The sequence below is a fragment of the Janibacter melonis genome, from assembly GCF_003721155.3.
GTDB lineage: Bacteria > Actinomycetota > Actinomycetes > Actinomycetales > Dermatophilaceae > Marihabitans > Marihabitans melonis.
Genome location: NZ_CP044548.2, coordinates 2,083,515 through 2,109,221, shown reverse-complemented (window position 1 = coordinate 2,109,221; position 25,707 = coordinate 2,083,515). Strand labels below are relative to the sequence as shown.

30 protein-coding genes are annotated in these 25,707 nt (G+C 73.4%); 20 read left to right on the top strand and 10 right to left on the bottom strand.

Going from position 1 to position 25,707, the window contains the following annotated elements:
- Window positions 1-45: 45 nt before the first annotated feature.
- The 5 genes from pstS to EEW87_RS10010 all read right to left on the bottom strand — a co-directional run bounded on the left by pstS (window position 46) and on the right by EEW87_RS10010 (window position 6,152).
- Window positions 46-1,158 (bottom strand): phosphate ABC transporter substrate-binding protein PstS, encoded by a 1,113-nt coding sequence (gene pstS, locus EEW87_RS10030; protein ID WP_224766741.1) that lies wholly within the window; start codon window positions 1,156-1,158, stop codon window positions 46-48.
- A gap of 201 nt (window positions 1,159-1,359) precedes the next feature.
- On the bottom strand, window positions 1,360-2,319 hold the full coding sequence (locus EEW87_RS10025) for an NUDIX hydrolase (protein WP_123093572.1): 960 nt from the start codon (window positions 2,317-2,319) through the stop codon (window positions 1,360-1,362).
- On the bottom strand, window positions 2,319-4,568 hold the full coding sequence (locus tag EEW87_RS10020) for an RNA degradosome polyphosphate kinase (RefSeq protein WP_123093571.1): 2,250 nt from the start codon (window positions 4,566-4,568) through the stop codon (window positions 2,319-2,321). Before EEW87_RS10020 ends, EEW87_RS10025 begins: the two co-directional genes overlap by 1 nt.
- Window positions 4,569-4,575: 7 nt before the next feature.
- Entirely contained in the window at window positions 4,576-5,463 is an 888-nt protein-coding gene (gene mshD / locus EEW87_RS10015; protein WP_123093570.1) for a mycothiol synthase, read from the bottom strand.
- The gene (locus tag EEW87_RS10010) at window positions 5,460-6,152 is read right to left on the bottom strand and encodes a winged helix-turn-helix transcriptional regulator (RefSeq protein WP_068269953.1); all 693 of its coding nucleotides are present in this window, start codon (window positions 6,150-6,152) and stop codon (window positions 5,460-5,462) included. Before EEW87_RS10010 ends, mshD begins: the two co-directional genes overlap by 4 nt.
- 42 nt (window positions 6,153-6,194) lie before the next feature.
- Between EEW87_RS10010 and EEW87_RS10005 the strand changes: the two genes are divergently transcribed.
- Together EEW87_RS10005 and EEW87_RS10000 are read left to right on the top strand one after the other, a co-directional pair.
- The gene (locus tag EEW87_RS10005) at window positions 6,195-7,022 is read left to right on the top strand and encodes a hypothetical protein (protein ID WP_123093569.1); all 828 of its coding nucleotides are present in this window, start codon (window positions 6,195-6,197) and stop codon (window positions 7,020-7,022) included.
- An 81-nt stretch (window positions 7,023-7,103) separates the two neighbouring features.
- On the top strand, window positions 7,104-7,598 hold the full coding sequence (locus EEW87_RS10000) for a heme-binding beta-barrel domain-containing protein (protein WP_068269948.1): 495 nt from the start codon (window positions 7,104-7,106) through the stop codon (window positions 7,596-7,598).
- A 30-nt stretch (window positions 7,599-7,628) separates the two neighbouring features.
- On the opposite strand, the gene EEW87_RS09995 is transcribed toward EEW87_RS10000, so the two are convergent.
- Entirely contained in the window at window positions 7,629-8,648 is a 1,020-nt protein-coding gene (locus tag EEW87_RS09995; RefSeq protein WP_229299900.1) for an LCP family protein, read from the bottom strand.
- Between the two features lie 55 nt (window positions 8,649-8,703).
- Between EEW87_RS09995 and EEW87_RS09990 the strand changes: the two genes are divergently transcribed.
- From EEW87_RS09990 to EEW87_RS09960, 7 genes are all read left to right on the top strand, one after another.
- Window positions 8,704-9,141 carry a Fur family transcriptional regulator gene (locus EEW87_RS09990; RefSeq protein WP_123093567.1) on the top strand — a complete coding sequence of 146 codons (438 nt, stop codon included), beginning with the start codon at window positions 8,704-8,706 and terminating at the stop codon, window positions 9,139-9,141.
- Window positions 9,138-10,166 (top strand): CAF17-like 4Fe-4S cluster assembly/insertion protein YgfZ, encoded by a 1,029-nt coding sequence (gene ygfZ / locus EEW87_RS09985; protein WP_123093566.1) that lies wholly within the window; start codon window positions 9,138-9,140, stop codon window positions 10,164-10,166. Before EEW87_RS09990 ends, ygfZ begins: the two co-directional genes overlap by 4 nt.
- Before the next feature lie 195 nt (window positions 10,167-10,361).
- Window positions 10,362-10,886, top strand: coding sequence for a helix-turn-helix domain-containing protein (locus EEW87_RS09980; RefSeq protein WP_123093565.1), 525 nt, complete (start codon window positions 10,362-10,364; stop codon window positions 10,884-10,886).
- Window positions 10,887-10,909: 23 nt separating this feature from the next.
- On the top strand, window positions 10,910-11,527 hold the full coding sequence (locus EEW87_RS09975; RefSeq protein WP_068269933.1) for a hypothetical protein: 618 nt from the start codon (window positions 10,910-10,912) through the stop codon (window positions 11,525-11,527).
- A gap of 34 nt (window positions 11,528-11,561) precedes the next feature.
- Window positions 11,562-12,542: an asparaginase gene (locus EEW87_RS09970; protein ID WP_123093564.1), complete on the top strand. Its 981-nt coding sequence runs from the start codon at window positions 11,562-11,564 to the stop codon at window positions 12,540-12,542.
- Window positions 12,543-12,544: 2 nt separating this feature from the next.
- A complete protein-coding gene (dtd, locus tag EEW87_RS09965) occupies window positions 12,545-13,003 on the top strand; it encodes a D-aminoacyl-tRNA deacylase (RefSeq protein WP_123093563.1) in 459 nt (152 codons plus the stop codon).
- Window positions 13,000-13,308 (top strand): DUF2516 family protein, encoded by a 309-nt coding sequence (locus EEW87_RS09960; protein WP_068269924.1) that lies wholly within the window; start codon window positions 13,000-13,002, stop codon window positions 13,306-13,308. The genes dtd and EEW87_RS09960 overlap by 4 nt, the downstream gene beginning before the upstream one ends.
- On the opposite strand, the gene EEW87_RS09955 is transcribed toward EEW87_RS09960, so the two are convergent.
- The gene (locus EEW87_RS09955) at window positions 13,297-14,100 is read right to left on the bottom strand and encodes a class I SAM-dependent methyltransferase (RefSeq protein ID WP_123093562.1); all 804 of its coding nucleotides are present in this window, start codon (window positions 14,098-14,100) and stop codon (window positions 13,297-13,299) included. The two genes, EEW87_RS09960 and EEW87_RS09955, sit on opposite strands and share 12 nt — an antisense overlap.
- A 33-nt stretch (window positions 14,101-14,133) precedes the next feature.
- On the opposite strand from EEW87_RS09955, the gene EEW87_RS09950 reads away from it, so the two are divergent.
- From EEW87_RS09950 to EEW87_RS09935, 4 genes are read left to right on the top strand one after another with little or no spacing between them, the layout of a single operon-like run.
- Window positions 14,134-14,922 (top strand): hypothetical protein, encoded by a 789-nt coding sequence (locus tag EEW87_RS09950; RefSeq protein WP_148041627.1) that lies wholly within the window; start codon window positions 14,134-14,136, stop codon window positions 14,920-14,922.
- 20 nt (window positions 14,923-14,942) lie between these two features.
- A complete protein-coding gene (gene mshA / locus EEW87_RS09945; RefSeq protein WP_123093596.1) occupies window positions 14,943-16,184 on the top strand; it encodes a D-inositol-3-phosphate glycosyltransferase in 1,242 nt (413 codons plus the stop codon).
- Window positions 16,181-16,741, top strand: coding sequence for a type III secretion system chaperone family protein (locus EEW87_RS09940; RefSeq protein ID WP_123093560.1), 561 nt, complete (start codon window positions 16,181-16,183; stop codon window positions 16,739-16,741). Before mshA ends, EEW87_RS09940 begins: the two co-directional genes overlap by 4 nt.
- Window positions 16,742-16,751: 10 nt before the next feature.
- Window positions 16,752-17,483 carry a phosphoglyceromutase gene (locus EEW87_RS09935; RefSeq protein ID WP_123093559.1) on the top strand — a complete coding sequence of 244 codons (732 nt, stop codon included), beginning with the start codon at window positions 16,752-16,754 and terminating at the stop codon, window positions 17,481-17,483.
- A gap of 185 nt (window positions 17,484-17,668) precedes the next feature.
- Here the strand turns inward: EEW87_RS09935 and phoU are convergent, their stop codons facing one another.
- Entirely contained in the window at window positions 17,669-18,328 is a 660-nt protein-coding gene (phoU, locus tag EEW87_RS09930) for a phosphate signaling complex protein PhoU (protein WP_123093558.1), read from the bottom strand.
- Between the two features lie 165 nt (window positions 18,329-18,493).
- Here phoU and EEW87_RS09925 point away from each other — a divergent pair, with 165 nt between their 5' ends.
- Together EEW87_RS09925 and EEW87_RS09920 are read left to right on the top strand one after the other, a co-directional pair.
- Window positions 18,494-19,672, top strand: a complete 1,179-nt coding sequence (locus EEW87_RS09925) for a sensor histidine kinase (protein ID WP_123093557.1) — start codon at window positions 18,494-18,496, stop codon at window positions 19,670-19,672.
- Window positions 19,669-20,349, top strand: a complete 681-nt coding sequence (locus tag EEW87_RS09920; protein ID WP_068269902.1) for a response regulator transcription factor — start codon at window positions 19,669-19,671, stop codon at window positions 20,347-20,349. Before EEW87_RS09925 ends, EEW87_RS09920 begins: the two co-directional genes overlap by 4 nt.
- Window positions 20,350-20,449: 100 nt before the next feature.
- Here EEW87_RS09920 and EEW87_RS09915 read toward each other — a convergent pair whose 3' ends face one another.
- A complete protein-coding gene (locus EEW87_RS09915) occupies window positions 20,450-20,974 on the bottom strand; it encodes a hypothetical protein (protein ID WP_123093556.1) in 525 nt (174 codons plus the stop codon).
- A 127-nt stretch (window positions 20,975-21,101) separates the two neighbouring features.
- On the opposite strand from EEW87_RS09915, the gene EEW87_RS09910 reads away from it, so the two are divergent.
- Together EEW87_RS09910 and ispD are read left to right on the top strand one after the other, a co-directional pair.
- Window positions 21,102-21,584, top strand: a complete 483-nt coding sequence (locus EEW87_RS09910; RefSeq protein ID WP_068269899.1) for a CarD family transcriptional regulator — start codon at window positions 21,102-21,104, stop codon at window positions 21,582-21,584.
- 10 nt (window positions 21,585-21,594) lie between these two features.
- On the top strand, window positions 21,595-22,308 hold the full coding sequence (ispD, locus tag EEW87_RS09905; RefSeq protein ID WP_123093555.1) for a 2-C-methyl-D-erythritol 4-phosphate cytidylyltransferase: 714 nt from the start codon (window positions 21,595-21,597) through the stop codon (window positions 22,306-22,308).
- Here the strand turns inward: ispD and EEW87_RS09900 are convergent.
- Entirely contained in the window at window positions 22,247-23,368 is a 1,122-nt protein-coding gene (locus EEW87_RS09900; RefSeq protein ID WP_123093554.1) for an NAD(P)-binding domain-containing protein, read from the bottom strand. The two genes, ispD and EEW87_RS09900, sit on opposite strands and share 62 nt — an antisense overlap.
- Before the next feature lie 57 nt (window positions 23,369-23,425).
- Here EEW87_RS09900 and ispF point away from each other — a divergent pair, with 57 nt between their 5' ends.
- The 3 genes from ispF (at window position 23,426) to EEW87_RS09885 (ending at window position 25,705) form a co-directional block, all read left to right on the top strand.
- On the top strand, window positions 23,426-23,911 hold the full coding sequence (ispF, locus tag EEW87_RS09895; RefSeq protein ID WP_123093553.1) for a 2-C-methyl-D-erythritol 2,4-cyclodiphosphate synthase: 486 nt from the start codon (window positions 23,426-23,428) through the stop codon (window positions 23,909-23,911).
- Between the two features lie 76 nt (window positions 23,912-23,987).
- Window positions 23,988-25,049 carry a hypothetical protein gene (locus EEW87_RS09890; protein WP_148041626.1) on the top strand — a complete coding sequence of 354 codons (1,062 nt, stop codon included), beginning with the start codon at window positions 23,988-23,990 and terminating at the stop codon, window positions 25,047-25,049.
- Window positions 25,046-25,705, top strand: a complete 660-nt coding sequence (locus tag EEW87_RS09885; RefSeq protein WP_148041625.1) for a hypothetical protein — start codon at window positions 25,046-25,048, stop codon at window positions 25,703-25,705. The genes EEW87_RS09890 and EEW87_RS09885 overlap by 4 nt, the downstream gene beginning before the upstream one ends.
- The last annotated feature ends 2 nt before the right edge of the window (window positions 25,706-25,707 follow it).

The following is a 25,707-nucleotide window of genomic DNA, read 5'->3' as shown; positions in this document are numbered from 1 at the left end:
GGTGTCCGGGGCCATCGATGCGTGGTCGAGGAGCGTCCAGGGGACTCAGTCGACCTTGATGTTGCTCAGCGCGCTCTTGGCGTTCTCCTGCGCGGCCTCGGAGAGCGGGGCGTTGCCGGCAGCCTCGGTGGCGGCGTCCTGGCCCTCCTGCGAAGAGATGTACTCGAGGTAGGCCTTCGTCGTCGTGGCCGCCTCGGCGTCGTCGTAGTCGGTGCACGCGATGGCGTAGGACACGAGGACGACCGGGTAGACGCCGTCCCCGGCGTTGGCCTGGTCGAGCTCGACGGCGAAGTTGGTCTTGCTGCCCTCGTCGGTGCGCTTCGCGGTCTCGAGGACCTTCGCCGCGGCCTCGGGGCTGTACTCGATGAACTCGTCGCCGGCCTTCACCTTGGCCGCACCGAGGTCACCGATCTGCGAGGCGTCCGCGTAGCCGATGGTGCCCTCACCGGCGCCGATGGCGTCGACGACACCAGAGGTGCCCTTGGCCGCCTCGCCGCCCTTGACCGGCCAGGCGTCACCCGGCTCGTGCGGCCAGTTCTCCGGCGCAGCAGCGGCGAGGTAGTTCTGGAAGTTCTCGGTGGTGCCGGAGTCGTCAGAGCGGTTGACCGTCGTGATCTTCGTCGAGGGCAGCTCGGCGTCGGGGTTGTCCGCCTTGATCTTCGCGTCGTCCCACTGGGTGATCTTGCGGTTGAAGATGTCGGCCATGACCTCCGGCGAGAGGTTGAGCTCGTCGACGCCCTCGAGGTTGTAGGCCACGGCGATCGGGGAGACGTAGACCGGGAACTGGATGGTCTCGCCGGTGCACCCCTTGTCCTTCGCCTGCGCCATCTCCTCCTCGTCCATCGCCGAGTCGGAGCCGGCGAAGTTCACCGCGCCGTTGATGAACTTCTCCCGGCCGGTGCCGGAGCCGTCCGGCGAGTACTCGACGGTGGCGTCGGGGTTGGTGTCGGTGAACTTGGCCATCCACTCGCCCTGGGCCTTCTCCATCGAGCTGGCGCCCGCGCCCTTGATGGACCCGGCGGCAGAGGAGCCGGAGCTCTCGCTCGAGCCGCCGGCGCTGGAGGAGGTCTCGTTGGCGGCGCCGCAGGCGGCCACGCCGAGGACGAGGGACATCGCGGCGAGGGACATGCCACCGCGCTTCATCGTGGAGCTCTTCACGAAAGGGCCTCTCTGAGGTTCTCGCCCGGTCCTGGGCGAAGGGAGTATGAGGACGGCACCCGTGCCGTACACCGAGGACGCTAGGGAGCGTCGGTGACCGGATGGTCGGTCGACGGTGAACGAGCAGTGAACGGTGGTTGCACAGAGCATCCCCAGGCCGCCCTCAGGAGGCGGGACCACCCGCACCTGGGGTATCGCGGCTCAGGCGCGGTCCTCCGGGTGGTGCCGCTCGGCGGCGACGACCCGGGCGTCCGCCCCGGTCCCGACGACGTGGCAGACGAGGACCTCCCCCTTCGCCATCCCGTCCTCGGGATGGTCCTGCAGGACCGCGCGGGCCAGCGTGCGCTGCCGCCTCGGCCCGTCGACGCGGGCGAGGAGGGCGGTGACGAGGTCGGGCAGGACGGGTCCGTGCGAGACGAGGGCGGCGGGCGTGCCGCGCTCGAGCAGCCGCTCGAGGTGGTGGACCGCGCGGGTCGGGTCCTCGGCGTAGCCCTCCTCCGACAGGCCGGGCTTGAGCCGCAGCCGGGTGCCGGTGCTCTGCACGAAGGGGGAGACGGTGCCGGCGGCGCGCACGGACGGCGAGCTGACGACCCGCTCGACCCCGAAGGCCCGCAGCAGGGGCACGAGCTCGTCGGCCTGACGCAGCCCGCGCTCGTCGAGAGGGCGAAGGGAGTCCTCCCCGGTCCACCGGGAGCGGGGGTGGGCCTTCGCGTGCCGTACGAGCGCGAGCGGCCACGTCGTGAGGGTGCGGGCGGCGTCGGCCTCGACGAGGGCCTCGAGCTGGTCGAGGTCGCGCCGGTACGTCAGCCGGCGTCGGGCGTCCTCGGCGCCGAGCCAGGCGACCTCGTCGATCTCGTGCTCGAGCAGGCCGCGCCCGCCGACGACCTCGGCGCACCAGTACCGGACGTCCTTGACGACCGGCTCGCCGCAGCGGTCGCGCATGCGGTAGGTCGAGGAGGGCAGGGGCCGGCCGAGACGGACCTCGAGACCGGTCTCCTCGTGGGTCTCGCGGGTCGCGGCGACGGGGAAGATCTCGCCCGGGTCGAGCTTGCCCTTCGCCCACGCCCAGTCGTCGTAGCGCGGGCGGTGGACGAGCGCCACCTGCAGGTGCCCGCGCCGACGACGCCACGGGAGCGTGCCCGCGGCGCAGACGACGGGCATCAGCGGCGCGCCTTGCGGCGCCGCTTCGCGTACATCGCGATGAGCTGGGCCTGCACGTCGGGCAGCAGCTCCTCCTCGCCGCGGTGCTGGCGGGTCCACCGGCCGTCGCCGCGCAGGCTCCAGTGCGCGTAGTCCCCGGACATCCCCTTCGCCATGAGCTCGAAGAGCTCGTCGACGTGCCGCGGGTCGCGCATCCGCACGAGCGCCTCGACGCGGCGGTCGAGGTTGCGGTGCATCATGTCGGCGCTGCCGATCCACGCCTCGCGGTGCTCGTCGGTGCCGAAGACGAAGACCCGGCTGTGCTCGAGGAAGCGCCCGAGGACCGAGTGGACCCGGATGTTCTCCGACAGGCCCTCGACGCCGGGGCGCAGCGCGCAGATGCCCCGCACCCACACGTCGACGCGGGCGCCGGCCTGACTCGCCCGGTAGAGCGCGTCGATGAGCTCCTCGTCGACCATCGAGTTGACCTTGATGCCGACGTAGCCGTCCTCGCCGGCACGGGCGCGCTCGGCCTCGCGCTCGATGCGCTCGACGAGACCGGGTCGCAGCGAGCGGGGGGCGACGAGGAGGCGCTTGAACTTGCTGCGCGGCGCGAGCCCGGAGAGCTGGTTGAAGAGGCGGGTGAGGTCCTCGCCGACCTCGGGGTCGGCGGTGAGCAGACCGAGGTCCTCGTACAGGCGCGCGGTCTTGGGGTTGTAGTTGCCGGTGCCGATGTGGCAGTAGCGGCGCACGCCCTCGGCCTCCTGGCGCACGACGAGCGAGAGCTTGCAGTGGGTCTTCAGCCCGACGATGCCGTAGACGACGTGGACCCCGGCGTGCTCGAGCTTGCGGGCCCACTCGATGTTGGCCTGCTCGTCGAAGCGCGCCTTGATCTCGACGACCGCGAGGACCTGCTTGCCGGCCTCGGCGGCGTCGATGAGGGCGTCGACGATCGGGGAGTCGCCGCTCGTGCGGTAGAGCGTCTGCTTGATCGCGAGGACCTTCGGGTCCGCGGCGGCCTGCTCGACGAAGGCCTGGACCGAGGTCGAGAAGGAGTCGTAGGGGTGGTGGAGCAGGACGTCCTGGCGCGAGATCTTCGCGAGGATGTCGCGCGGCTTGGCCGACTCGGTGGGGGCCAGCTCGGCGTTCGTCCGTGCGACGAAGGGGGCGAAGTGCAGGTCCGAGCGGTCGATGTCGGCGATCGTGTTGAGCCCGCGCAGGTCGAGCGGGGCGGGCAGGCGGTAGACCTCGTCCTCGTGCACGGCGAGCTCGCGGGTGAGCAGCTCCATGACGTGGTCGTCCATGCCCTCCTCGACCTCGAGGCGCACCGGCGGTCCGAAGCGGCGCCGGGTGAGCTCGCGCTCGAGCGCGGTGAGGAGGTTCTCGTTGTCGTCCTCCTCGACCTCGAGGTCCTCGTTGCGCGTCACCCGGAAGGTGTAGTGCTCGTGCACCTCCATGCCGGGGAAGAGCTGGTCGAGGTGCGCCGCGATGACCTCCTCGAGCGCGAGGAAGCGGGCCTCGAAGAGCTCCGCGGTCACGCTGGCCTGGGCCGGGCGGACGGCGAGGAAGCGCGGCAGCGACGGCGGGACCTTGATCCGGGCGAAGTGCTCCTTGCCCGTCTTGGGGTTGATGAGCACGACGGCGAGGTTGAGCGAGAGCCCCGAGATGTAGGGGAAGGGGTGCGCCGGGTCGACGGCGAGCGGGGTGAGCACCGGGAAGATCTCGTGGGTGAAGATCTCGCTGACGCGGGCCTGCTCGGCGTCGTCGACCTCCGACCACGTGATGATCGAGATGCCCTCCTCGACGAGGGCGGGGCGCACCGACTCCTCGAAGATCCGGGCGTGGGCGGCGGTGAGGTCGTGCGACACCTTCGAGATCTGCTCGAGGACCTCGCGCGGCTCGAGGCCCGAGGCGCTGCGCACGGCGATGCCCGTGGCGATGCGGCGCTTGAGCCCGGCGACCCGGACCATGAAGAACTCGTCGAGGTTGCTCGTGAAGATCGCGAGGAAGCGGGCCCGCTCGAGCAGCGGCATGTCGGGGTCGGCGGCCATCTGCAGGACCCGCTCGTTGAACTGCAGCCACGAGATCTCGCGGTCGAGGAAGCGGTCGGCCGGCAGGCCGTCGGGGGCGGGCGGCGTCGCGCCGGTCGCGCGCACGAAGCGCCCGTTGGCGGCGCGGGGACGCAGGTCGGGGCTGTCGCCGGGGGAGGAGGTGACGGTCGAGATCTCGCTGCGACCCGTCTCGGACTCGGTCGAGGGCTCCGCGCTCATGCGCCCATCATGGCAGCGCGTCAGGGGTGGCACGCGCGTACATCGAGTGCACCGCGTGACGACCGAAGCCGGCGCGTGCGTAGGTCGCCAGCGCCGGCGCGTTGTCGCCCTCGACGTAGAGCTCGACGGTGCTCAGGCCGAGGCCCGCGAGGTGCGCCAGACCCACGGCGGTGACGTAGCCGCCGAGGCCGTGGCCCTGGTGCTGCGGGCTCACCCCGACGACGTAGACCTCGCCGATGCCGCTCGCCGGGTCGGCGACCTTCGTCCAGTGGAAGGCGGCGAGGTCACCGCTCGCGTCCTCGACGAGGAAGAGACCGGCGGGGTCGAACCACGCCTGCTCGGTGCGCTGCGCCAGGCCCGCCCGGTCGAGGCGTCCCTGCTCGGGGTGGTGGGCGAAGGCCGCGGCGTTGATCGCGAGGAGGGCGTCCTCGTCCTGCCCGGGGCGGAAGGTGCGCAGGGCGAAGCCGTCGGGCGCGGGCGGCGCGTCGGGCACCCCGGCGAGCGGGCGGCGCAGCACGAGCAGCTCGCGCACGCGGGTCAGCCCGAGCCCGGCGGCGAGGGCCTGGGCGGCGGGCAGGTCGCCGTGCGCCCACAGCCGGGCCTGCGCCTCGCGGTCGAGGACCGCGCGGGCGAGCTCGGTGCCGAGCCCGTGCCCGCGCTCGTCGGGGTGGACGACGAGCTCGGCGGCGCCGTCGGGGGCGATCCCGGCGTACCCGGCGAAGGGGGGACCCACCGGGCTCACGAGGTGGGTGCCCTCCTCGGTGCCCAGGCGCAGGAGGAAGTCCTCGCCGAGCGGTGCGACGCCGTCGGCCTGGGCGGCCGCGTCCGCGAGGGCGCGCACGCCCTGGGCCCCGGTCTCGTCGAGGGTCGTCGGGCGAGGGCTCTCGCGGGTCATGAGGTGGTCTCCATCTCCTCGGCGTCGGTGGCGTCCGGCACGAAGCGGTACCCGACGTTGCGCACGGTGCCGATGAGCACCTCGTGGTCGACGCCGAGCTTCGCCCGCAGCCGGCGCACGTGGACGTCGACGGTGCGGGTGCCGCCGAAGTAGTCGTAGCCCCAGACCTCCTGCAGCAGCTGGGCGCGGGTGAAGACCCGCCCCGGGTGCGTCACGAGGTACTTGAGCAGCTCGAACTCCTTGTAGGTGAGGTCGAGGGGCGTGCCGTCGAGGCGCGCGGTGTAGCTCGCCTCGTCGATGCTCACGCCGCCCGCGGCGATCTCGTCGTCGACGTCGGCGTTGGCGCGGCCCATCGCCAGGCGGATGCGCGCCTCGACCTCGGCCGGCCCGGCGGTGTCGACGACGACGTCGTCGACCGACCACTCGGCCGTGACGGCGGTCAGGCCCCCCTCGGTGAGGATCGCGATGACCGGCGCGGAGGACCCGGTGGCGTCGATGACGCGGCACAGGGTGCGCGCCTGGATGAGCTCACGGCGGGCGTCGACGAGGCAGACGTCGATCTCCGGGGCGTCGACGAGGGCGGACGCCTCCGCGGGGAGGGTCCGTACGTGGTGCCCGAGCAGCGCCAGCGCCGGCAGCACCTCGGCGCTCGGCGCCAGGTCGTCGGTGAGGAGCATGAGCCTGGCCATCGGGCGTCAGTCTACGAAGGGGGCGTCGGATATGGTCGGCGCGTGTCGAACCCGGAGACCGCGCCGACCCGCGCCTCGCGCCGAGGTCAGCACGCGACCCGCTCCGAGCTGCCCGCCGGCGAGCCCTCCCGGCCCCGTCCGGTCGTCGCCGCGGCGAGCATCGTCCTCGGTCTGGCGCTCGCCCTCGCCGCCGGTGCCGCGTCCCCGATCGGTCTCGTGCTCGTCGTCACCCTCGCCTCGCTCGCCGTCGCCGCGGGCCTGCCCCGGCTCGCCGGGGTGCTCGCCCCGACGGCCTCCGGGCTCGTCGTCGCGGCGACCGCGATCGGCCTGGCGGGCGCCCGGCTGGCCACCGACACCGAGCCGCTGCTCGAGGTGGCGCCCGTCGCCGCCGGGATCGGCATCGTCCTCATGTGCCTCGTGCCGCTCGTGCACGCCCGTGCCCGCGCCCAGCTCACGCCGTGGCTCACGGCGACGGCCATGGGCATCGCCGTCGCCCTGTGCGGCATCGTGCTGACGATCGTCGAGAGCGACGAGCGGGCCCCGGTCGTCGTCGCCGGCGTGGCCGTCGCCGTCTCGGCGCTCGTCGACCTCGCGCTCGAGCGGCCCCGGCTGCACGTGTGGATGCTGCCCGTCGCGATGGTCGCCGGCGGTGCCGCCGGGCTCCTCGTCGAGCTCGTCGTCAGCGGCGAGGTGCTCCTGTGGGCCGTCCTCGTCGGTGTCCTCAGCGCCGGTGTCGCGCTCGCGGTGCGCCGTCTCGTCTCGCGCCAGCAGGCCCTCGAGCACCCCGTCGCCGCGCTCGCCGCCGGGGCGACCTCCGTGCTCGTCGTCGGCCCGGTCGTCCTCACCCTCGCCCGCACCTTCCTGGGCTGACCCCCCTTCGCCCGAGATCCCGACACGCGCGCTGGTTGCAACCCGGGCGGCTGCCAACTTATCGGGTCCTAGGCTGGCGCCGTGTTCACCATCGACCCCACCCTGCACCCGGACATCGCCCCCCTGGCCTGGCTCGTCGGCCGGTGGGAGGGGGCCGGCGTCGTCGGCTACCCGACGATCGAGTCCGCGAACTTCGGGCAGGAGATCATCTGCACCCACGACGGACGGCCCTTCCTGCGGTGGGAGTCGCAGACCTGGCTGCTCGACGACGCGGGCACCCGGGTGCGCCCGCTCGCGACCGAGCTCGGCTTCTGGCGGCCGGGCGGGCAGGGCGAGGCGGAGCTGCTGCTCAGCCACCCGACGGGCATCGTCGAGATGTACTACGGCAGCGTCGAGCCGGCCCGCGTCGAGGTGCGCACCGACGGCGTCATCCGCAGCCCGCACGCGAAGGAGTACGCGGCGGCCTCACGGATGTACGGCTACGTCAACAGCAACCTCATGTGGGTCATGGACATGGCCGCGGTCGGCCAGCAGCTGCAGAGCCACGTCTCGGCCGAGCTCAAGCGCGTCGACTGAGGCGCTCGTCCCACCCCGGCGAAGGGGGGATCAGCGCGCCTCGTAGGTGTCCATCTCGTCGGCCTTGAGGGCGTCGCCGAGCTCGGCCATGCCCTCCTCGTCGAGGACGTCGATGGAGGCCCCGCCCGGGCTCGTGCCGTAGCCGGAGAAGGGCGCGGTGATGAAGTGGATGTCGTCGCCGCGGATGCTGCGCAGGGCGAGCGCCTGGTCGCGGATCTCCTTGCTCGTCAGGGTGTCGTCGACGACGGAGTTCGACGTGCCGGCCTCGACAAAGCTGGAGAACTTCATCGGGTTGAGCAGGACGCCGGGGGAGAGGGCCTTGGTCATGATCGCCTTCATCCAGGCCTGCTGGCGCTGGCCGCGCGAGATGTCGCCCTCGCTCAGCTGGTAGCGCTCGCGCACGAAGCCCAGGGCCTGCTCGCCGTCCAGGTCGTTCCACCCCTTCGTGATGGCCACCCCGCCGTTGCCGCTAGAGCCGCTCGCCTCCTCGGCGTAGACGCGCACGCCGCCGACGGCGTCGGTCATCTGCTTGAAGCCCTCGAAGTCGGTCTTGGCGACGTGGTCGATCTTCACCCCGACGAGGTCCTGGATGGTGCGCACGAGCAGGGGCGCCCCGCCGTAGGCGTAGGCCGCGTTGATCTTGTCCTCGCCCTTGCCGGGGATCGGCACGTACAGGTCGCGGGGGAAGTGCACGAGGTAGACGCCGCTGCTGTCGGCCGGCACGTGGACGAGCTGGATGACGTCGGCGCGCGACGCGGACTCGCCGGGGCGGGCGTCGGAGCCGATGACGAGGTAGTTCGTGCCGCGGCCGCTCACGAGCTTCGTGCCCTCGCTCGTCGTGCCCTCCTGGCCGTCCTCCTGCGTCGGCAGGAGCGGCTCGCGGGCGATGTCGTCCACCTTCGTGCTGAGGTAGCCGACGTAGCCGGCGACCCCGGCGAGGACGAGGACGACGACGCTGGCGATGACCAGCAGGGCGCGTCGCAGCCGCCGCTTCTTCTTCGGCGGCGGGTCCCGCTGGTCGTCGGGCTCGTCGAGGAGGTCGTCGATCACCCGGCCGAGTCTAGGTGCGGCACCTGGGATCTCGTCGGCGTCTAGATTTGTCGGCATGGCTGCCACCGACCCGCTCGGCGCGCTCGTCCGCTCTCGCGGGCTGCGGCTCACCGCTCCGCGACGCCGCGTGCTCGGGGTGCTCGCGCGGGGCGAGCACCTCACGCCCGAGGTCCTCACCCACCTCGTCGGACGCGACGGCGGCGCCGAGCTGCCGCCCTCGACGATCTACCGCACGCTGCAGAGCCTCGAGGACGTCGGCATCGTCACGCACACGCATCTCGACCACGGCCCGCCGACCTACCACCTCGCCCGCCCGCACGGCCACCTGCACCTCGTCTGCCGCAGCTGCAAGGCCGTCCTCGAGGTCGAGGTGCAGCGAGCCGACCCGCTCGTGGCAGCCTTGAGGCAGGAGACCGGCTTCCGCGCCGACCCGACGCACATGGCGATCCACGGGTACTGCGCGAGCTGCTCCGCGAGCGAAGGAGACAGATGAGCACCCCCAGCCCCCTGCTGCAGTCCCCGGGAGCCGTCGCCGGCGAGGGTCGTGACAGCGCCGTCGCCGCCCACTACGGCGACCCGATGCGCGAGCAGCGCCTGCTCGCCGAGGGCCTGGCCGCCGTCGACCTCGGCCACCGCGGCGTCATCACCCTCGCCGGGTCGGCCCGCCTGTCCTGGTTGCACTCGCTCACCACCCAGCAGGTCACCGACCTCGCGCCGCGCACGAGCGCCCAGACCCTGATCCTCACGCCGAAGGGCCACGTCGAGCACGACCTGCACGTCGTCGACGACGGCGAGCAGACGTGGATCACCGTCGAGCCCGGCACACACGAGGCCGTCGCCGGCTGGCTGGACTCGATGCGCTTCATGCTCGACGTCACGGTGACCGATCGCACGGGCGAGTACGTCGTGCTCGGCGAGGCGGGGTCGCGCGAGAGCGGCGAAGGGGAGCCCCTCGCCTGGGTCGACCCGTGGCCGGGACCCGTGGGTGACACCTTCGAGTACGGGCCGCCGAGCGAGGAGCACCCGGGCCGGCTGTGGCGCACCCGCGAGCTGCTCGTGCCCGCCGACGAGGTCGCGTCGGCGATCGGCGACCGCCAGCTCGCCGGTCTGTGGGCGTGGGAGGCGCTGCGCGTCGCCGCGTGGCGCCCGCGGCTCGGCGCAGAGACCGACCACCGCACCATCCCGCACGAGGTCGACTGGCTGCGCAGCGCCGTGCACCTGCACAAGGGCTGCTACCGCGGCCAGGAGACGGTCGCCCGGGTGAAGAACCTCGGTCGCCCGCCGCGCCGCCTCGTCGCCCTGCACCTCGACGGCTCGGGGCACCTGCTCCCCTCGGCCGGCGAGCCCCTGCGCATCGGCGAGAAGGTCGTCGGCCATCTCACCTCCGTCGCCCGTCACCACGAGGACGGCCCGATCGCCCTCGGGCTGATCAAGCGCAACGTCGACCCCACCGCGACCCTCGCCGCCGGCGAGGAGCACCCCGTCGCCGCCGCCCAGAGCGTCGTCGTCGCCCCCTGACCGCACCCCCTTCGCGGGTCGAGGTGATCGGGCGAGCCCGGGCTCACCCGGATACCTCGACCCCGGAGAGGCGCGCTCGCGGCCCGGCCCGGCCTGCCGAGCGGCACGACCGACGTCCAGCGGCCCAGGGTGAGGTCGGTCACGTGAGGTGCCTGGAGTTTGCATTGTGCTTGCTCTGGCAAGCACACTGGGGACATGGCACGAAATCCGTTGGGAGACCTGGGCAACGGCCTGGGTGACTACCTCCGCGAGCAGCGGCTCAGCGCCCGCCTGTCGGTGCGCCAGCTGAGCGAGCTCGCCGGGGTATCCAACCCCTACCTCTCGCAGATCGAGCGGGGGCTCAAGCGCCCCAGCGCCGACATCCTCCAGCAGATCGCGAAGGGGCTGTCGATCAGCGCCGAGACCCTCTACGTCCAGGCGGGCCTGCTCGACCCGGACGAGGAGGCCCCGGCCGAGCGCCCGACCGCCCGCGAGGCGATCGCCGCCGACCTGCGGCTCACGAGCCGGCAGCGCCAGACCCTCATCGACATCTACGACTCCTTCGTCGGGTCGCCGGCGGACGCCCCGGCGCCGCCCCGCCCGGAGAAGACCGCCGCCCGCTCGCGGGAGGCCACCCCTTCGTCGACGACGCCGAAGAAGCGCACGACCACGCCCCGGAAGCGCACCAGCGCCACCCGGACCTCGAGCGCGACGTCGCGCTCCACGAAGACCACGTCCTGATCACAGCAGCAAGGAGCACCACCATGACTGTCACCACCACCGTCAAGAAGGTCGTCACCGACTACCCGTACGCCGCCCTCGGCGCCACCGACCTCGCGGTCGAGCGCGTCCGCACGGCGAGCGCCCGCGTGGAGTCGCTGCGCGACGAGGCCCCCGCGAAGGTCCAGGCCCGCATCTCCGGCGCCCCCGCGGCGGCCCAGAAGTCCTACGCCGACCTCGCCGCCCGCGGCGAGAAGCTCGTCGAGCGCGTCCGCAAGCAGAAGGCCACCCAGGACCTCGCCGGTCAGGCTCGCGCCACCGTCGCCCTCGGCAAGGGCCTGGTCACCACGGCCCGCGACGCGGTCGCCGAGGTCGAGCGCTCCGCCAAGGCCACGCTGACGATCGGTCGCAAGGAGGCCGCCAAGGCCGCCGACGCCGTCGCCGAGTCGGTCGAGGTCACCGTCGACACCGACGCCGCGCAGAAGGCCGTCAAGGACTCCGCGAAGCGCACCCGCACCGCCGCCAAGCGCACGACGACGACGGCGAAGAAGGGCGCGACCCGCACCCGCTCCACCGCGAAGTCCACCTCGACGAGCGCCCGCAAGACCGCGGCCAAGGCGACCACCGCCACCGAGAAGGCCGCCGAGAAGGTCGGCGACTGAAGCCCTTCGCACCGGGCGGTTATCGTCAGGGCCCGTGAGCACCACGACCCCTGACACCACCGCCCTCGACGAGGCCCCCGTGCTGGTCCACGTGACCCGCGGGGGCCTCGTCGAGTCCGCCCACCACGGCCGCGTCGCCGCGGTCGACGCCGGCGGCCGGACCCGCCTCGCGGTCGGCGACACCGCGGCGGCGGTCTACCCGCGCTCCACCCTCAAGCCGATCCAGGCGCTCGCGATGGTCGAGCACGGCCTCGACCTCGCCCCCCACCACCTCGCGACGGTGTGCTCGAGCCACTCCGCGCAGGAGCGCCACCTCACCGCGGTGACCGAGATCCTCGCGAGCGTCGGGCTGGAGATCTCCGCCCTGCAGAACACCCCCGCCCTGCCCATCGGCGAGCTCGAGCACGCGCAGTGGCTCGCCGCCGGTCGCGCCCCCGAGCCGATCGCCCAGGACTGCTCCGGCAAGCACGCCGGCATGCTCGTCACCTGCGTCGTCAACGGCTGGTCGACGCACGACTACCTCGACCCCGAGCACCCGCTGCAGCAGGCCGTCATGGAGGTCGTCACCCGCGAGATCGGCCCGATCACGACGACGAGCGTCGACGGCTGCGGCGCCCCCCTGCCGGCCGTCCCGCTCGACGGGCTCGCGGCAGCCTTCGGTCGGCTCGCCGGTGCCGAGGAGGGCACGGCTGCTCGCCGCGTCGCCGACGCGATGCGCGCCCACCCCGAGCACGTGGGCGGCGACGGCCGCGAGGTCACCGACCTCATGGCCCGCACGCCCGGCCTCGTCGCGAAGGACGGGGCCGAGGCGGTCTTCGCCGCGGGCACGGCCGACGGGCTCGGCCTCGCCGTGAAGATCAGCGACGGCGCCCCCTTCGCCCGCGCGCGCACCGCGGTCCTCGCGGCAGCGCTGCTGCGCCTCGGCGTCGACTCGCCGGCCACCCGGGAGCACTCCACCTCGCCGACGCTCGGCCACGGCCGCCGCGTCGGCGAGGTCCGCGTCGTCGGGCTCTGAGCGTGCGCACCGTCCTGCAGCGGGTCAGCTCGGCCCAGGTCCGCGTCGACGACGAGGTCGTCGGCGCGATCGGCCCCGGTCTCGTCGCGCTCGTCGGCGTCACCCACGGGGACGGGCCGGACGAGGTCGCGACGACCGTGCGCAAGATCGCCGAGCTGCGCCTCTTCACGCCCGAGGGCGAAGGGGGAGAGCGTTCGGTCGAGGAGACCGGCGGCGAGGTCCTCGTCGTCAGCCAGTTCACCCTCCACGCCGACGTGCGCAAGGGGCGGCGGCCGTCGTGGGGCGCCGCCGCGCCCGGCCCGGTGGCCGAGCCGGTGGTCGCGGCCGTCGCGGACGGCCTGCGCGAGCGCGGGATCGGCGTCGCGACCGGTCGCTTCGGCGCGATGATGGAGGTCGCGCTCGTCGGGGACGGCCCCGTGACCATCGTCGTGGACGTGCCCCCCGTAGGCTCGCCCGCATGAACACCGTCGCGATGATCCAGGGGCTCGTCGTCATGGGCCTCGGCGTGATCGCCGTCGCCATCGAGGTCTACGCGCTCGTCCACGCGGCGACGCAGCGCGCCGACGCCTTCGTCGCGGCCGGCAAGCAGACCAAGCCGATCTGGCTGGGCATCCTCGCCGTCGCGGTCCTCCTCGGGGTCGCCACCTTCGGCGGCCTGGGTCTCTTCGGGCTCATCGGCGTCGTCGCGGCCGGGGTCTACCTCGCCGACGTCAAGCCGGCCATCGACCAGGTCATGGGACGGGGCAGCGGGCGCTCACGCTGGTGACGCCGGCGCGACCGGCTCCCATGCGAGCGTGAGCTCGCCGAGCCGCCAGCGCCGCGGCCCGTCGAGCAAGGGCCAGCGCCGGGCGAGCAGCCCGAAGGCCTCGACCGCGTGCGCCCTGGCGCCGTACGTCGCCCAGCCGGCGGTGCGCGCCCACGCGTCGTCGAGGTCGCGCAGCAGGTCGTGGACCCCTTCGCCGGGCACGTTGCGGTGGATGAGCGCCTTCGGCAGGCGCTCGGCGACGACCGACGGGGGCGTCGCGTCGAGGTCGAGGTCGCGCAGCCGCCACGAGAGGGTGAGGCTGCGCGGTCCCTCGCGGTCGAGCATCACCCACGCGCCGAGCCGGCCGAGCTCGCTGCACGTGCCGTCGACGACGACCCCGTGCTCGTCGAGGGCCGCCTGCAGCCCGGCCCAGGCCTGGGCGACCTCGCCCTCGTCGTACTGGCGCAGGACGTTGAAGGCGCGGATGACGCGCGCGGGCGGGGTCGGCACCTCGAAGCCGCCGAGGACGAAGCGCAGACCGGGCCGGGCGAGCGGCTGGGCCGCGGCGACGCGATCGGGCGAGATCTCGACGCCGACGACGTCGAGGTCGTCGCGCACCGCGGCCAGACGGTCGGCCCACTCGCGCGTCGTCGTGCCGAGCCGGCCGTAGCCGAGGTCGACCATGACGGGAGGGTCGTCGCCCAGCCGGATGCGCGGCGCCTGGGTGCCGACGAGCCAGCGGTCGGCCCGGCGCAGCCTGTTCGGTGCCGTCGTGCCGCGCGTGGGGGACCCGACGGGGCGCTGGCTGGGCACGGGACCAGGGTAGGCGGCGCCTATGGTGGCCTCGTGCGTGTCAGGGAGCGTCGGGTCAGCTGGAGCATGCTCGCGCTCGTCGCCTCGCTCGCCGGGGCCGCGCTGCTCGGCGCGATCGGCTGGGTGCCCTCGCTCATCGGCAAGGACAGCGGGGTGCAGGCGGTGACGCCCGGCATGCTGACGATCGCCGACGGCGTCGGCGGGGTGATCACCCTGGGCGAGGGCCGGGCCGTCGCCCTCGACCAGAGCGGCCTGCGGATCACCGACGGCGACGACGTGCTCTACCGCACGGTCCGGGGCGGGTCCCCGGTCTCGGCGCTGCGCGGCACTCTCGACGACTCCGGCGACTCGCCGCGCGAGGACGTCGAGGACGCCGTGTCCGACCTGCGCATCGACCGGGTCGGCGTCTCGCCCGGCATCGCGCGCTACACCGGCACGCTGTCCTCCGACGGGGGCTCGCTGCCGACCGTCATCACCGTGACCTTCGACGACCGCTGGGTGCGCCTCTACGTCGACGTCCAGGGCGCCGACGCGGTCGTGCTCCACGGCGCCGAGGAGCTCGGCTCGCTCGGCTACCCGCCCGCCCTGCCCGACCGTCTGCTGCGCGGTCGTGCGTGGTGGGTCGAGCCCGGCATCGGCCGGGCCACCCCCGTGATGACGAGCGACCGCCGCACCGACCAGGCCCTCGGGCCCGAAGGGGTGGCCCGCGCGGTCGACCTGCGGCGCCGCGGCCACACCGACCTGCACGCCTGGGGCTCTGTGCTCGACCTCAGCGTCACGAGCTCGGCGCGGCCCGAGCCGGAGCCGGAGGAGGAGTCGTGAGCGAGCTGCACCGCGTCGCGATGCTCAGCGTCCACACCTCGCCCCTCGCCCAGCCCGGCACGGGCGACGCGGGCGGGATGAACGTCTACGTCCTCGAGACCGCCCGAGAGCTGGCCCGGCGCGGCGTCGAGGTCGAGATCTTCACCCGGCGCACCGCCGCGGCCGACGACGACGTCGTCCACGTCGAGCCGGGCGTCGTCGTCCGCCACGTCCTCGCCGGGCCGTACGAGGGCCTGGCCAAGGAGGACCTGCCCGGTCAGCTGTGCGCCTTCACCGCCGGCCTCATGCGCGAGCTCGCCGCGCGCGAGGAGGGCTACTACGACGTCGTCCACTCGCACTACTGGCTCTCGGGTCAGGTGGGCTGGCTCGCCGCGGAGCGCTGGCAGGTCCCGCTCGTGCACACCATGCACACGATGGCGCGGGTGAAGAACGCCAGCCCGGCGCAGGGAGACGCCCTCGAGCCCCCGGGTCGCGAGATCGGCGAGGCGCAGGTCGTGGCCATCGCCGACCGGCTCGTCGCGAACACGCAGACCGAGGCCCGCCAGCTCGTCGAGCTCTACGACGCCGACCCCGCCCGCGTCGCCGTCGTGCCCCCGGGGGTCGACCTGCGCACCTTCGTGCCCGGCGACCGCGACGCCGCCCGCGACTACGTCGGGGTTGCCCGTGACGCCGTGCTCCTGCTCTTCGTCGGCCGGATCCAGCCGCTCAAGGCGCCCGACGTGCTCGTGCGCGCTGCCGCCCGCGTCGCCGAGCAGCGCCCCGACCTGCGCGACCGGCTCGTCGTCGCCGTGCTCGGCGGGGCGTCGGGCAGCGGGCTGTCGGCACCCACGTGGCTCGGCGACCTCGTCGACGAGCTGGGGCTGCGCGACGTCGTGCGGCTCGCGCCGCCGGTGAGCCGACCCGATCTCGCGCGATGGTTCCAGGCCGCCGACGTCGTCGCGGTGCCCTCGTACAACGAGTCCTTCGGCCTCGTCGCCGTCGAGGCCGCCGCCAGCGGGGCGCTCGTCGTCGCCGCCCGGCGCGGCGGGCTGCCCGACGCCGTCGGCGACGGCGGCGTCCTGCTCGACTCGCACGACCCCGAGGTCTGGGCCGACGCCGTCCTCGAGGTCGTCGACGACCCGGACCGGGCCCGCCGGATGCGCGAGCGCGCGGTCGAGCGCTCGTCGCAGATGGGCTGGGAGCACACCACCGACGCCCTCGTGGGCGTCTACGAGGACGCGATCGCCGCCGCCCGCCAGGCGCGGCACGAGGAGGCCCGATGAGCACGCCAGGTACCACCCCGCAGGACCGCGGCGACGACACGGCCGCGGCCCGCGCCGCCGTCGAGTCCTACCTCGCCGGGGGCGACGTCGAGTGGGAGCGCGGGGCGCGCGACGGCGAGTTCGTCGTCACCCTGCCCGGCGAGCACAAGCTGCGCACCGTCGTCTCCCTCGTCGTCGGGGAGCGGGCGTTATCGGTCTCCGCCTTCGTCATCCGCAACCCCGACGAGGGGCACGAGCAGGTCTACCGCTACCTGCTGCGCCGCAACCTGCGCATGCCGTGGCTCGCGTACTCGGTCGACTCCTCCGGCGACGTCTACGTCTCCGGGCGGCTCCCCCTTCGCTCCGTCGACGACGAGCTCCTCGACGGACTGCTCGGCGTCGTCCTCGAGGCGGCCGACGGCCCCTTCGACGAGCTGCTCGTCATGGGCTTCCTGTCCTCGATGCGCAAGGAGTGGGACTGGCGGGTCAAGAACGGCGAGTCGCTGCGCAACCTCGAGGCCTTCCGCTCGGTCCTGCAGCGCCCGGACGACCCGGCGCCCGCCACGGCCGGTGACTAGTCTGGGCGTCATGCCGACACTGATCCTGCTGCGCCACGGGCGCTCGGACTGGAACGAGAAGAACCTCTTCACCGGGTGGGTCGACGTCGACCTCATCGACCGCGGCCGTGAGGAGGCCGTGCGCGGCGGGCAGCTGCTCGCCGAGTCGGGGATCCTGCCCGACGTCGTGCACACCTCGGTGCTGCGCCGGGCCATCACCACCGCCAACCTCGCGCTCGACGCGTGCGACCGGCACTGGATCCTGGTGCGCCGCGACTGGCGTCTCAACGAGCGCCACTACGGCGCGCTGCAGGGGCTGGACAAGGCCGCGACCCGCGAGAAGTACGGCGACGAGCAGTTCATGCTGTGGCGCCGCAGCTTCGACACCCCGCCGCCGCCGATCGAGCCCGACGACGAGTACGCGCAGACCGACGACCCGCGCTACGCCGGCATCGACGTGCCGCGCACCGAGTGCCTCAAGGACGTCATCGAGCGCTTCATGCCGTACTGGGAGGGCCCGCTCGCCGAGGACCTGCGCGCCGGGCGCACCGTGCTCGTCGTCGCCCACGGCAACAGCCTGCGCGGTCTCGTCAAGCACCTCGACGGCATCAGCGACGAGGACATCGCGGGCCTGAACATCCCCACCGGTATGCCGCTCGTCTACGAGCTGGGCGACGACCTCATGCCCACGGGTCCCGGCCGCTACCTCGACCCCGAGGCCGCCGCCGCCGAGGCCGCCGCGGTCGCCAACCAGGGCCGCTGACCCCCTTCGCCGGTCGCCCCACCCGTCACCAGTTTCTCGGGTCACCCGATAAACCCCGGCTTCGCATGAGTAAGAAACTCGTGCGAAGCCGGGGTTTGTCATGTCGAGCCGTCCTGACCCCACCATGGCGAAGGGGTGGCCCCGGGAGATCCCGGGGCCACCCCTTCGTCGTGCGGCGGCCTGCGTCAGTCCGCGAGGTCGGTGTGGACCTCCTGGCCGGTGACGAGGAAGCGCACGCGCTGCGAGATCGAGACGGCGTGGTCGCCGAAGCGCTCGTAGTAGCGGGCGAGCAGCGCCATGTCGACGGCCGCCTCGGTGCCGTGGGTCCACTGGCCGTCGGCGAAGTGGGCGTAGAGCCGGCGGTGCAGCTCGTCGAGCTCGTCGTCGACGAGCTGGATCTCGTCGACGAGCTCCATCGACTGGCTGATCAGGCAGTCGGCGACCTTCGCGACGATCCGCTCGCACACGTGAGACATGTCGGTGACGATCTCGCGCAGCTCGGTGGGCACGGCCGGCTCGGGGTGGCGCAGCCGGGCGAGCTTGGCCACGTGGCGGGCGAGGTCGCCCATCCGCTCGAGGTCGGCGGACATGCGCATCGAGGTGACGATGGTGCGCAGGTCGGTGGCGACCGGCGCCTGACGGGCGAGCAGGTCGATGGCGTGGGCGTCGAGGTCGTTGCGCTTGAGGTCGATCGCCTCGTCGGCGTCGATGACCTGCTCGGCGGTCTGGATGTCGGCGTCGAGCAGCGCGGTCGTCGCCTGCGTGACCGCCGAGGAGACGAGCCGGGCCATGCCGACGAGGTCCTCGGTGATCTGGGCGAGCTCGTCGTGGAAGACAGTGCGCATGGTGTCCTTCTCGGGTGGGCGCGGGGCCCGTCGGGTGCATCAGCGTGCCACTCTGCCCGGGATCTGTGAACGCGTGCTGGCGGGCAGGTGAACAACACCCAGCGCCCCGGAGCCGAGACGTGTGCGCTCCTCAGTGTGCCCGCCCCGACGCGTACTCTCGGTGACGTGGACCCGACGACAGCGGCAATTCTCGGTGGCCTCGCCGGTGTCGTCATCGTCGGTCTCGCCTGGGCGGGCATCGCCTGGAGCGACCACGAGCGGTCGGCCCCGCCGGCCCCCGAGCCCGAGCTGCCCTCGGGCGTCGGCGACGTCCTCGCCGTCCTGCGCTCGAGCGGCATCGTCGTCGACGCCGACAACCGGGTCGTCAACAACTCGCCCGCCGCGGTCGCCCACGGGCTCGTGCGGCACGGCCGCCTGGCCCACCCGTCGCTGTCCGACCTCGCCGGGGCCGTGCGCGCCGACGGCGTCATCCGCGAGGTCGAGCTCGAGCTCCACCGCGCCGACCAGCGCGCGGAGTCCCACGGCGCCGGCACCTTCGTCCACGCCCGGGTCGCCCCCCTCGGCGACAAGCACGTCCTGCTCCTCGTCGAGGACATGACGCAGGCCCGCCGCGTCGAGCAGGTGCGCCGCGACTTCGTCGGCAACGTCTCGCACGAGCTGAAGACCCCCGTCGGCGGTCTCGCCCTGCTCGCCGAGGCCGTCCTCGACGCCGCCGAGGACCCCGTCGCCGTGCGCCGCTTCGCCAGCCGGATGCAGGTCGAGGCCGAGCGCCTCTCGGCCCTCGTCAAGGAGATCGTCGACCTCTCGCGCCTGCAGGCCCAGGAGGTCCTCATCGACCCCGAGCTCGTGGACGTCGAGGACGTCGTCGACGAGGCCCTCGACCACCTGCGGGTCGCGGCCAACGCGAAGGGGGTCAGCCTCGCCGACAAGTGCGCGGACGACCTCTACGTGCTCGGCGACCACACCCTGCTCGTCACCGCGGTGCGCAACCTCGTCGGCAACGCCGTCGCGTACTCGGGAGAGGGCACCCGGGTCGGGGTCGGCGCGCGCCTCGTCGGCGACCGGGTGGAGATCGCCGTCTCCGACCAGGGCCCGGGCATCCCGGCCGAGGAGCAGGGCCGCATCTTCGAGCGCTTCTACCGCATCGACGCCGCGCGCAGCCGCGCCACCGGGGGCACCGGCCTCGGGCTGTCGATCGTCAAGCACATCTGCGCCAACCACGGGGGCGACGTCTCCGTCTGGAGCTCGGGCGGTCACGGCTCGACCTTCACCATCCGCCTGCCCGCCGCACAGGAGACTCTCGCCGCCGAGCGAGAGCCGCACGAAAGGGAAACCGCACGATGACCCGCATCCTCGTGGTCGAGGACGAGATCTCCTTCTCGGACCCGCTGTCCTACCTGCTGAGCAAGGAGGGCTACGACGTCGAGGTGGTCGACAACGGCCCCGCCGCGCTCGTCGCCTTCGACAGCAACGGCGCCGACCTCGTCCTGCTCGACCTCATGCTCCCCGGGCTGTCCGGCATCGACGTGTGCCGCTCGATCCGGCAGCGCTCGAACGTGCCGGTCATCATGCTCACCGCGAAGGACGGCGAGATCGACAAGGTCGTCGGTCTCGAGATCGGCGCCGACGACTACGTGACCAAGCCGTACAGCTCGCGCGAGCTGCTCGCCCGGATCAAGGCCGTCCTGCGGCGCAACGCCGAGCCCGAGGAGCTGCTGCCGTCGACCGTCGAGGGCGGGCCAGTGCGCATGGACGTCGAGCGCCACGTCGTCTCGATCGACGGCACCCCCACCCCGCTCCCGCTCAAGGAGTTCGAGCTGCTCGAGATGCTCCTGCGCAACGTCGGGCGGGTGCTCACCCGTGTGCAGCTCATCGACCGCGTGTGGGGCAGCGACTACGTCGGGGACACGAAGACCCTCGACGTCCACATCAAGCGCCTGCGCGCGAAGATCGAGCCCGACCCCGGCCACCCGGTGCACATCATCACGGTGCGCGGCCTGGGCTACAAGTTCGAGGGCTGACACCCCCAGGGGACGACGAAGGGGGCCGGTGACCCGGCCCCCTTCGTCATGCGTGCACCTCGAGGCTCAGTGCCCTACGAGGTTCAGTGCCCTACGAAGCTCAGTGCTCCTCGGACTCCGTCTCGGACTCCGACGGCTCGGCCGGCGGGGTGTAGCCGGGGGGAGCGAACTCCTCGTAGTAGCCGGTGGGGGGCAGCACGGGCACGCTCACCGGGGTGACGTCGGAGGAGCCGGTGGCCACGGTCATCTCGGCCATCGCGCCGGGGGGTGCGGGGACCTTCGAGAGCTTGACGGCGTCGGAGCCCTCGCCGAGCAGGACGACCTCGCCCGGGGGCACGTCCGCGGTGACGGGCTCGCCGCCGTCGGCGACCGCGACCTGCAGCTGGACGTCCTTCGACCCGGTGTTGACCGCCGTGCCCGTGAGGGTGCCCTCGCCGCCCTCCTCGCCGCTCACGACGACGAGGTTGCGCAGCTCGAGGTCGCCGACGTCGACGGGCACGCCGTCGCCCAGCGACATCGTCTCGTCGGTCTGGAAGGGGGAGGTGTAGCTGCACCCGGTGGTCGCAGCGACGGCCAGGAGCGCGGCTGCACCCGCGCGTGCACGCGTGGTCTGGGAAGGCTTCACGAGGCACAGCGTACCGGCCGCCGGATCGCCCGCAGCAGGGCGCCCAGGGGGCCCGTCGATCTCGTGAGCCCAGGAGTCAAGCGACACGCCGTGATATCCTGAGGGTCGCGAAAGGGGTTTCCTCCATATGGTTTTCAAGGTCGGCGAGACGGTCGTGTACCCCCACCACGGGGCCGCACTGATCGAAGAGATCAAGACCCGTTCCATCAAGGGTGTCGAGAAGCAGTACCTCAAGCTCAAGGTCGCCCAGGGCGACCTGACGATCGAGGTCCCGGCGGAGAACTGCGACCTCGTGGGTGTCCGCGACGTCGTCGGCAAGGAGGGTCTGGACAAGGTCTTCCAGGTCCTGCGCACGCCGCACGCCGAGGAGCCGACCAACTGGTCGCGCCGCTACAAGGCCAACCTCGAGAAGCTCGCCTCCGGCGACGTCATCAAGGTGGCGGAGGTCGTCCGCGACCTGTGGCGCCGCGAGAAGGACCGCGGCCTGTCCGCGGGCGAGAAGCGGATGCTCGCCAAGGCGCGGCAGATCCTCGTCTCCGAGCTCGCGCTCGCGGAGAAGACCGACGAGGACCGGGCAGAGGTCATGCTCGACGAGGTCCTCGCGTCCTGATCCACGACGCATGCTGACGCAGCACGTCACGCACGACGCCCGCACCGATGACGGTGCGGGCGTCGTCGTCGTGGCGGCGGGCTCTGGCACCCGCCTCGGCGCGGACCGCCCCAAGGCGCTCGTCGAGGTCGCCGGCGCGACCCTGCTCGAGCACGCGCTCGTCGGGGCGACCGGCTCGGGCGCGGGGCACGTCGTCGTCGTCGCCCCGGCCGACCACCTCGCGCAGGCCGAAGGGGTCGTGGCCCGCGTGCGCACCCAGGCCGTCCTCACCGTCGTGCCCGGTGGGGCCGAGCGCACCGACTCCGTCGCCGCCGGGCTCGCGGCGCTGCCGCCGGGTCTCGACGTCGTGCTCGTCCACGACGCGGCGCGCTGCCTCGCCCCGGCCTCTCTCTTCGAGCGGGTGACCGCCGCGGTGCGGGCGGGGGCTGCCGGCGCCGTCCCGGGTCTCGCCGTCGTCGACACGATCAAGGTCGTCGACGAGTGCGGGGCGATCACCGCGACCCCGGCCCGCGCGAGCCTGCGGGCCGTGCAGACGCCGCAGGGCTTCCGCGCCGACCTCCTGCGGGCGGCGCACGCCACAGGGGTCCAGGCCACCGACGACGCCGCGCTCGTCGAGGCGCTCGGTCACGAGGTGCTCGTCGTCGAGGGCGACGAGCGGGCCCTCAAGGTGACGACGGTCGAGGACCTGCGGCGGGTCGAGCGCTGGCTCGTCGAGGGGCGCTGACCTCCGTCAGCTCGGCGTCGAGCCGGTCCCGGACCGCCCGTGCCGCGGCGCGACCGGCCCGGTTGCCGCCGATGGTGCTCGCGGACGGCCCGTACCCGACGAGCTGCACGCGGGGGTCGAGCACGCTCGTCACCGTCGTCTGCACGTCGGACCCGCCCCGGCGAAGGGGGATCCCTCCCCTCGGGCCTCGCAGGCCGAGCGGCGCGAGGTGGCGCAGGGCCGGCCGGAAGCCGGTCGCCCACACGATGGCGTCCACCCGCTCGAGCCGCCCGTCGGCCCAGCGCGCCCCGTCGCGCTCCAGCCGCTCGAAGATCGGCAGACGCCGGTCGTAGACCCCCGTGCGGGCGGCTGCCTCCTCCTGCGGGCGCAGGTGCAGACCGGTGACGCTCACGACGCTCGCCGGGGGGAGCCCGGCATCGAGCCGCTCCTGGACCGCGGTGATCGCCGCGCGCCCGGAGAAGTCCCCGCCGGACCACCGCGGCGGCCGCCGGGTCGCCCACACGACGTCCGCGACGGTCGCGATCTCGCCGATGAGCTGCACGGCCGAGGCGCCCGCCCCGACGACGAGCACGCGCATGCCCGCGAAGTGCTCGCGGCCCGGGTAGGACACGGTGTGCCACTGCTCGCCGGCGAAGTCGCGCTGACCCGGGTAGGTCGGGACGAAGGGGTGGGTCCACGTCCCCGTCGCGTTGACGAGCGTGCGGCTGGTCCACGAGCGTCCGCCCGAGCGCACGACGAGCAGCCCGTCCTCGTCGGTGACGGCGTCGACCCGCACGGGGCGCAGCACCGGCAGCTCCTGGGCCTGCTCGTACTCGTCGAACCACGAGGCGATGACCTGGTTGGCCGGCTCGTCGCCGCGGCCCGGGGCGGGGGCGTCGGGCAGGTCGGCGACGCCGTGCACGTCGTCCATCGTCAGCGAGTCCCAGCGGTGCTGCCAGGCGCCACCGGGACGCTCGTCGGCGTCGAGGACGACGTGCTCCACGCCGAGCCGGCGCAGGTGGTAGGACGTCGACAGGCCCGCCTGCCCCGCGCCGATGACGACCGACTCCCAGATCTGCACGTCGGGTGCAACACCGGCCCCCGCCTGGTTGTGCCCGGGCTGGGGGAGACTGGCGCCATGACTGCGCTGCCCCGCACCGGCATCGGTGTCGACGTCCACGCCCTCGCCGACCCCGCGAGCGGGCGGGAGCTGTGGGTGGGCGGGCTGCTGTGGCCGGGCGAGACCGGCCTCGAGGGCCACTCCGACGCCGACGTCGCCTGCCACGCCGCCTGCGACGCCCTCTTCTCCGCTGCCGGCATCGGTGACCTCGGCGCGCACTTCGGCACCGACCGGCCCGAGCTCGCGGGCGCCTCCGGGCTCACCCTGCTCGCCGAGGCGGCGCGTCTCGTGCGCGAGGCGGGCTTCGAGATCGGCAACGTCGCCGTGCAGGTCGTCGGCAACCGCCCGAAGATCGGCTCCCGGCGCGACGAGGCGCAGCGGGCGATGAGCGACGCGTGCGGTGCGCCGGTCTCGCTCGCCGGCACGACGACCGACGGGCTCGGGCTCACCGGCCGGGGCGAGGGCGCCGCCGCGATCGCGACGGCTCTCGTCGTCAGCGGGTAGTCCTCCCCATGGGCGCCGCCGTCGGGTCTGGCTAGCATCGGCCGGGACCGCGACGACAGGGGAGGTGCGCGGCGCGATGAGCCTCACTCACGGTGGTGACCCGCAGCAGATGCGGGAGGTGGCCCGCCAGCTCGTCGAGTCCGGACGCCGGATCGGTGACTGCGGGCAGGTCATCGCGCACTCGGCCGGGGTGCTCGACGTCGGCTGGCAGGGCCCGGACTCCGCGTACCTGCTCCAGGCGGCGCGCGACTCGCAGGGCCGTCTCGACGGCGCTCAGCAGGCCCTCATCGCCTTCGCCGCGCGGCTCGTCGACCAGGCCGACCAGCAGGACGAGGCGTCGGGCGCGCGGGCCGGTGGCGCGGGCGCGGGCACCGGCGGCGGCCCCCGGGCCCAGGACACCGGCGGCCCCGGTGGCGACGCCCGGGCCGACAACAACGACGCTCGCGACAACCGCTGGTGGTGGGACCGCAAGGACGAGGCCGACTACGAGACCGACGGGGACCCCGGTCCCGACGTCGAGATGCCCGACGGTCTGGACCCGGACTCCCAGCTCGCCCGCGACCTCATGGCCACGCCCTCGGGGCGCGAGATGCTCGAGTGGCTGCGGATCAACGACATCGAGATCCGCTACGACGACGGCGAGGCCGGCGCCTGGTACGACCCGGGCTCGAACTCCATCACCTTCGGCGTCGACGACCCGAGCCTGCCGGAGGACGAGCGGCAGTACAACGACACCCCGGACACGCTCATCCACGAGGCCAACCACGCGCAGTGGGACGCTCGCGACGAGGGTCTCGAGATCAGCCACGACGACCGTGACGAGTACGTGCAGTCGCAGGTCGACGAGGAGATCGAGGGTCAGGTCGACCGGTGGACGTGGAACGAGGAGGCTCGCCGGGAGGGCATCGACGTGCCGGTCGGCGCGGACGAGCAGGCCTGGCGCGACGCCTACGACGCGGCCCTGGCCGGCGGGGCCTCGCAGGAGGAGGCCGCGCAGGCCGGGCACGACGAGATCGAGCTGATGTTCCGCGGCGAGCACCCCAGCGTCAACTACTCGCAGTCCACTGACGGCCAGAACTACTACGACCGGCACCGCGAGGACTGGGACGACCGGCACGACTGGTGGCCCTGGTGGTGAGCCGCCGGGTCGCGGCGCTCGTCGTCGCGGGCGGGCTGCTGGCAGGGTGCGGTGGACAGGACACGAGCACGGAGGGCACGCAGATGATGCAGGAGCGCACGGTCGAGGCCTTCGAGAGCAGCGACCCCTCGGTCGCCTCTCTCGCCCGCTCCGACGAGACGAGGCCGCGCCCGATCGCGACCCCCTTCACCGACCGGTGGTTCGTCATCCAGCTCGAGGCGCGTCACCGGCTGCAGGTCGTCGCGGTGACGCGCGAAGGGGAGCCGCGCGGCGTCGTCCTGTCGGGTCACCCCGAGCGCTGGGCCGAGGTCGTCAAGGGCGTCACCGTCGCGGACGAGGAGACGGCGACCCAGGTCGCCGACGCGTACTCTGCGGCGCTGCGCCCGACCACCGGGGGGGCCAGGCTGCTCGACTCGATCGACGACCTCGACCTGCCCTCCGGCGCCGCGGACCAGGCGCAGGAGCTGCAGCGCGAGCACGGCGCGGACGTCGCCGACCGGTCGGTGACGGCGCTCGACGGCGGCTGGCGCACCCAGCGCTGGTCCACCGAGGACCGCGACCTCGTGCGGCACGTCCTCACGGTCGCGACCGACGGGACGGTCGAGGACGAGCGCACCGTCGTCGAGCAGGACCTCCCGCTGCCGATCCCGCTCTGAGG